Genomic DNA, 6,344 nt, shown 5'->3' with positions numbered 1-6,344 from the left:
GTCGGCATCGGCCTCGCGGCGTTCGGGTACTTGAATCCGCTCCTCGCGGCGTTCATCCACGTCGCCTCCGAGCTCACCTTCATTCTCAATTCGACTCGCCTGCTTCCGGGGCGCGCGCCAAGATCCGATCGACCCATGCCCATCTCCTCGTCCGGGGTGAGCAGGTGCTGAAGCCTCTTGCGGCCGGTCCCAACGGGGGCGGCCGCTCCTAACTGCGGGCTACCCCTTCGTCGGATCGCCCTTCAGCGCGGCGGCGACGATCGGGGCCACCTTCTCTGCGCTGCGGCCGACCACGTAGCCGCCGAGCCCGATCTGCAGCAGCGTCCACGCCTGGGGTGCGAGCGCGCTGTGGAGCCAGCCGAACGAGTCGGCCACGACGAGGCCCAGGAAGGTCAGCATCGTGATCGGGCGCCAGGACCGCTGCAGCCACGAGTCACATGGGCTGGCCTGGAGTTACCTGGGTTGCGTGGACGGTTGATCGCTTTCGAGCACAAGACCTTCCCGTGCTCTCAGCATCTCGTTCTGGATCGGGGTTCGGGGCGGAGCCCCGAGTTCTCCGGACGGCGCGTGACGTCGCTCGAACTCGTTCGGGGATAGATATCCGATCGACGAGTGACGCCGCTGCGGGTTGTACCAGCCCTCGATCCACTCGAAGTTCGCGAGCCGCGCCTGCGCCTGCGTCTCGAAGCGCGTGCGCTCGAGCAGCTCGCACTCGAGCGTGGCGAAGAAGCTCTCCGCCATGGCGTTGTCGTAGGCATCGCCGACACTGCCCATCGAGGGCCGCACGCCGAGCTGCTCGCAGCGCTTGCCGAAGGCGAACGACGTGTACTGGCAGCCCTGGTCGCTGTGATGGATCACGCTGCAAGGCCGCCGCTGCTGGATCGCCATCTGCAGGGCCTCGAGCACGAGCTCGGTGCGCAGATGCGTCGCCATCGTCCAGCCGATCACCTTGCGGCTCCACACGTCGAGCACCACGGCCAGGTACAGGAACCCCGCCCAGGTCGGGATGTAGGTGATGTCGGCGACCCAGAGCTGGTTCGGTCCCTCCGCTTCGAAGCGACGCTCCACCAGATCCGGCGCCGGCCGATCCGATTCGTCTCGCTGCGTCGTCGTCACGAAGCGCCGCCGCGAGACACCTTGCAATCCCGCAAGCCGCATGAGTCGCGCCACCCGATCCCGACCCACCGCGACACCATCGTCCCTCAGCTCTCGAAGCACGCCAGGCACCCCATAGGTCTGTCGAGATGCCTCGTGAATGGTTCGGATCCTTCGCAACAGGACACCATCCTGCTGTGCCCGCCTCGAAGCCGGGCGCTTCTGCCACGCGGAATACCCGCTGGCGGAGACCTCCAGCACGCGACACATCGTGGTGACTCTGTGCTCGGCCCGGTGTGCGCTCACGAATTCGTAGATCCGGACGGGATCTTTCCGGTCTCCCGCGCGAACCAGGCCGCGGCTTTTGCCAGGATCGCCCGCTCCTCACGGAGCGCACGGTTCTCCCGCCGCAGAAGCGCCAACTCGTCCTTCTCCGCCGTCGTCAATCCGTCGTGACGCTTCCCGCTGTCACGATCGGCCTGCTTCACCCAGTTGCGGATGCACTGCTCCGACGGCTCGAACTGCTCGGCCAGCTCCGCCGGGCTACGCCCGGCTCGCACCATCTCCACCAACCTACGCCGCAGCTCCGGCGGGTAGGGAGGATGACTCTTCGGCATCGTGAACTCCTTCCTTCCAAAGTCTGAAGGTGTCCACGAAACTCAGGCAACTCCAGTCGGAGCGAAGCAACCTCCGTCTCCGGGGCCTCTTTCGTCGGCGCCTCGAGCTTGAGCGTCTGTGCCGCACACGGGGTAGCATGGGTTTGGGGTGTGTCGGCTCGCGAGGCGCACCATGCGCGACTTGAGCATCGCTCCGATCCTCCTGGCCACGGTGATCGCAGTGGCTCCCGCGGCGGCCTCCGCCCACGGACACGGTGGTGGGCACCACGGCGGCTCGGCGGGCCGACCCGGTGGATTCGCGTTCGTTCCCATCTTGGCACCGCAGTTCGGCTCTCCCGGTGCGTTCGGACCCGCGGTTCCAGGCTTCTTGGGTCCGAGCCCGTTCATCGCGCCGAGCCCCTACTTCGGTCCGGGTCCCCTCTCGGGGCCGTTGGGCGGGGCGGCCGGGTGGTCGGGGCTGCCGTCCCTCGGAATCGTGCTCGGCTCGCCGACGGCAGGGATTGCTTCGCCCGAGGCGACGCGCGCGGAGGCCGCGCGCGAGTCGGACCTCGATCAGCAGATCGGGGCGCTCCCCCCGCCGCCGCCCGAAGCGGAAGCCGATCACTCGCAGTCGCCCGATACCGGCGAGGACGACAGCGGCTGGTCGCCGCTCTGATCGCCGCTCATTGACTCCGGGCCTGCGCGCGATCGCGCAGGAACTCCTCGTGCGTCACGACGCCGTCGTGGTCGGGGTCGAAGCGATCGAAGCTCGCCGCGTGCACATAGGCGCTGGCCATTTGACATAACGACCCCTCTCGGACATTTGTATCCCCGCTTGAATGTCCTATCCGCGACCATCGGAAGGGTCGCGCCGGTCGCGAAATCGGGCGTCAATGAAATCGTGAGCTGCTCCGTACTGTCGATGCGAACCCAGAGATCAACATTGTTCTTTGCGTTGAACTTCGTTGTGTCGAAATTGCCGCAGACCTGGGTCCCGCTCGTTTCGACCTTAAAGACCTCTCCTAAGGCGAGCGAACGGTGAGACGGGAGCAGAAGACCCACGACGAGCACAAGCCAGAGAGAGATCCTATTCATAATCCATCCTTGATCCGGTTGAGTATCAGCACCTGCTTCGCCTTCCCGGCCGAGCAGCGCAAGTGCTTGCGCACCACCAACGCGATCGAGCGACTCAACGAGGAGTTCCGACGGCGCGTGAAGACGCAGGGCTCGCTGCCGACCGAGGAAGCCGCGATGGTGCTGCTCTACGGCCTCGTGGCCAGCGGGCAGATCAAACTGCGCAAGATCGATGCACCGCATCTCGTGCGTGTCGCGCTCGCAAGCCCGATCGCTCAGAGAAGGGCGGCCTGAGGGAGCCACGTGCTATTCGAACGAACCTCTTCCGGAAGAAGCGTTAGATCGCATTTCCACCAGAATCGGACACGACCCAGTCCCTGACCTGTTCCCGAAGACACGTAGAATGTTCCCGCCCTGATCGAAAAGTGCCGAACGGGCTGGACGAGCCCGATGGCGCGGAACCCGCAGCGCGCCGCACAGGGCGGCATGGGATGGCACCGGAAATCCCTTGGCGTCTCTACGAGCTTGAGGGCGCACTCCCTCGGAGACGCCACGCCCGCTTCTTTGCCTTGTGCGCCCCGAACAGCGACGCCAGGCCGGCGAGGAGGAGGAGATCCGAAGAAGGCTCCGGAATTGCGATGGTGTGGTAGGCGCCAGCCGCGATCGCTTCGGCGGCGCCGCTCGTACCGTCCACCGAGCCGGGTGGGGTCGACTGGCCAGCGTCGTTTCTTCCCCAACAGACGACGGCGCTCGTTCCCGCGCGGATCGCGCAGCTGTGATTGACCCCGGCCGCAATCGCCGTGGCGGTTCCGCTCGTTCCATTCACCGAGTCGGGCGGTGTCGATTGGCCTTCGACTGCCTCGCCCCAGCAAACGACTGCGCCGCTGACTGCCTGGATCGCGCAGGTGTGATTCAAACCAGCCGCGATCGCGCGGGCGCCGTTCGTACCGATCACCGAAGGGGGCGGCGTCGCCTGGTGCGCGAAGTCGGCACCCCAACAGACGACGGCGCCCGTCCCCGCCCGGATCGCGCAACTGTGAGAGTCGCCGGCCGCGACCGCCGTGGCGGTTCCGCTGGTCCCGTTGACGGAATCGGGCGGCGTCGATTGGTGGTTGGAGGTGTCGTCGCCCCAACAGACGACGGCGCCGGTGCCGGTGCCGGCCTGAATCGCACAGGTGTGCCGACCGCCGGCTGCGATCGCCTGGGCGCCGTTCGCACCGATCACCGAAGGGGGCGGCGTCGATTGGCCGTAGGAGTCGTCGCCCCAGCAAATGACTGGGCCGCTGACTGCCTGGCCGCTGACCGCCTGGATCGCGCACGTGTGATTGCCGCCAGCACCGGCCGCGATCGCGCTGGCGGTTCCGTTCGTTCCATTCACCGAGTCTGGCGGCGTTGCCTGGCCGGTGGAGTCGTCGCCCCAGCAGACAACAGCGCCCGTCTCGGCCTTGATCGCACAGCTGTGGTTGTAACCACCCGCGATGGCGAAGACATTCCTCCCGCTCATCGAGTCCGGGGGAGTCGCCTGGCCTCTCGAGTTCGAGCCCCAACAGACGATGGCGCGCGTTCCCGCCCGGATCGCGCAGGTGTGATCGTTCCCCGGCGCGATCGCGATAGCGGTGCCGCGCGCTCCGTTCACCGAGTTGGGCGGCGTCGCCTGGCCGGAGGTGTTGTAGCCCCAACAGACGACCCGGCCCGTTCCCGCCTGGATCGCGCAGGTGTGGTAGAGACTCGCCGCGACCGCCGTGGCGGTTCCGCTGGTCCCGTTCACGGAATCGGGCGGCGTCGCCTGACCGAAGTTGTTGTTGCCCCAACAGACGACGTGGCCTGTGGCGGCCTGAATCGCACAGGTCTGCAAGCCGGCTGCGATCGCGGTGGCGGTACCTCCCGTGCCGTTCACCGACGACGGGGGCGTAATATCTATGTTGATGATGCCGATGGCGCCCCAGCAGATGACGGCGCCGCTGCCCGCACGGATCGCGCAGGTATGGTAGAACCCGCCCGCGATCGCGGTCGCTGTTCCGTTAGTCCCGTTTACTGAAGCGGGCGGCGTCGATTGGCCGTAGGAGTCGTCGCCCCAACAGACGACGGCGCCGGTGCCGGCCTGGATCGCACAGCTGTGATTGAATCCTGCCGCGATCGCGGTGGCGGTTCCGCTGGTCCCGTTCACCGAAGGCGGTGACTGTACGTCGCCAGAGATGCCATAGCCCAAGACTCCCCAGCAGACCACGGCGCCGGTACCGGCCTGGATCGCACATCGGTGGGTTCCGCTCTCCGCAAGCGCCGTGGCCGTGCCACTCGTGCCATCGACCGCGGCGGGGGGCGCGAGCTCCACGCCGTTGTATCCGCCCCAGCAGCCGACCGCGCCGGTGTCGGCCTGGATCGCACAGCCCTCGCCGTCGCCAGCCGCGATCGCTCGCGCGCCGGCGCTCGTCCCAGTCACCGATCCCGGTGGGGTCGACTGGCCGAAGCTATTTTGGCCCCACGCGACCACCGGGGCTTCGGCGCTCGCTCCACTCGCGAAGAGCAATGCCAACAGAACCCAAGCGCACGCCCTGCGACGCATTTAACCACCCCCTCCGGCCAGTTGTGCGAACGGCCGTCTGGGTTGGTTGCGTCACGCCCGCTCGCAGCGTTCCCAACCCCGTCTTCTCATGTTATGCCTAGACTTCCCGCTACGGGGGTCGGATCTTCCGAAAATCCAGCTCAACTACCTATGCTCGGTTGTGCGATGCTCAGCTCCGCGCGACCTAGCGCGCGTGCGCCTCTAGCCGCGCCAGCCGCATCGTGAGCGCAGCAATCTCCTGTTGTTGCGCCTGGATCACGTGCTCCATCGAGCGCTGCTGTTCCTGCGCCGCGGCTCGCTGCTTCTGAAGCTCGTTCAAGAGCAGCGACGGAAAAACATGATACTTCACGGAGTCAGGCTTGCCATCGGCGTCGGACGCCACCAGCTCGGGGGCCACCTCGGCTACCTCTTCCGCGATGAGCCCGTACTGCTGTGTCTTCGCCTCCTCGGCACCCACCACGTCTTCGCGATAGTGAAAGGTCACAGGGCGAAGCTTCATCAGCACGTCGCTCGCCTCGCCCATGTCGTGCACGTCCTGCTTGAAGCGCGCGGACGAGGTGGTCGTGCCGAGCACACCGTTCGCGTCGACGAGTACTGTGATGCCGCCGGGCACCGTCGTGCCGCGGATGCCGGCGATCGTCGTCTTCGTTTGTGTGCCAGCGGTCCCGATCTTGATCTGCCCGCTCTCGGCCGCCACGCTCGTGTTGGCGAGGTAGATGTTGTCGTTGCCGGTGGTCTGGAACCGGCCCGCGTAGACGCCGATCGCAATGTTGCGGGCTCCGGAGGTAGTCGAGTAGAGGGCAGCGGAGCCCAAGGCGGTGTTGTTATCACCGGTAGTGTTCCTGGGAAGGGTATGGGATCCGAAGGCCGTGTTGGGTGAAGTCATAGTCTTGCTGGAAAAAGGGAGGGGGATGCAACCTCACGTGTGAGCAAACACGAAAGCCGAGGCGGCGACGCGCCGGACTCGGTGAGGAGGCATCCCCGTGTCGAGCAGAGTACCGGCGTCGGAGCGAACG

The 6,344-nt window shown here is 66.5% G+C and carries 5 protein-coding genes and 2 pseudogenes; 2 read left to right on the top strand and 5 right to left on the bottom strand.

Translation table 11 applies throughout. The annotated features are described in order from the left end of the window. Positions 1-219 precede the first annotated feature (219 nt). Both VMS22_18515 and VMS22_18510 read right to left on the bottom strand, forming a co-directional pair. A pseudogene (locus VMS22_18515) lies at positions 220-432 on the bottom strand (hypothetical protein). 135 nt (positions 433-567) lie between these two features. Beyond that, positions 568-1,712, bottom strand: a pseudogene (locus VMS22_18510) (IS3 family transposase). A gap of 172 nt (positions 1,713-1,884) precedes the next feature. Between VMS22_18510 and VMS22_18505 the strand changes: the two are divergent. Further along, on the top strand, positions 1,885-2,367 hold the full coding sequence (locus tag VMS22_18505) for a hypothetical protein (protein ID HXJ36029.1): 483 nt from the start codon (positions 1,885-1,887) through the stop codon (positions 2,365-2,367). Between the two features lie 7 nt (positions 2,368-2,374). Here the strand turns inward: VMS22_18505 and VMS22_18500 are convergent, their stop codons facing one another. Beyond that, on the bottom strand, positions 2,375-2,488 hold the full coding sequence (locus tag VMS22_18500; GenBank protein HXJ36028.1) for an EF-hand domain-containing protein: 114 nt from the start codon (positions 2,486-2,488) through the stop codon (positions 2,375-2,377). A gap of 241 nt (positions 2,489-2,729) precedes the next feature. Between VMS22_18500 and VMS22_18495 the strand changes: the two genes are divergently transcribed. Continuing rightward, positions 2,730-3,059, top strand: a complete 330-nt coding sequence (locus VMS22_18495) for a transposase (protein HXJ36027.1) — start codon at positions 2,730-2,732, stop codon at positions 3,057-3,059. Between the two features lie 223 nt (positions 3,060-3,282). On the opposite strand, the gene VMS22_18490 is transcribed toward VMS22_18495, so the two are convergent. Then, entirely contained in the window at positions 3,283-5,097 is a 1,815-nt protein-coding gene (locus VMS22_18490; GenBank protein ID HXJ36026.1) for a hypothetical protein, read from the bottom strand. Positions 5,098-5,512: 415 nt separating this feature from the next. Next, on the bottom strand, positions 5,513-6,142 hold the full coding sequence (locus VMS22_18485; protein HXJ36025.1) for a tail fiber domain-containing protein: 630 nt from the start codon (positions 6,140-6,142) through the stop codon (positions 5,513-5,515). Positions 6,143-6,344 lie beyond the last annotated feature (202 nt).

The sequence above is a fragment of the Candidatus Eisenbacteria bacterium genome (genome assembly GCA_035577985.1).
Taxonomy (GTDB): Bacteria; Desulfobacterota; Binatia; order DP-6; family DP-6; genus DATJZY01.
The sequence above is the reverse complement of the archived record's forward strand: the minus strand, read 5'-3'. Positions and strand labels throughout refer to the sequence as shown.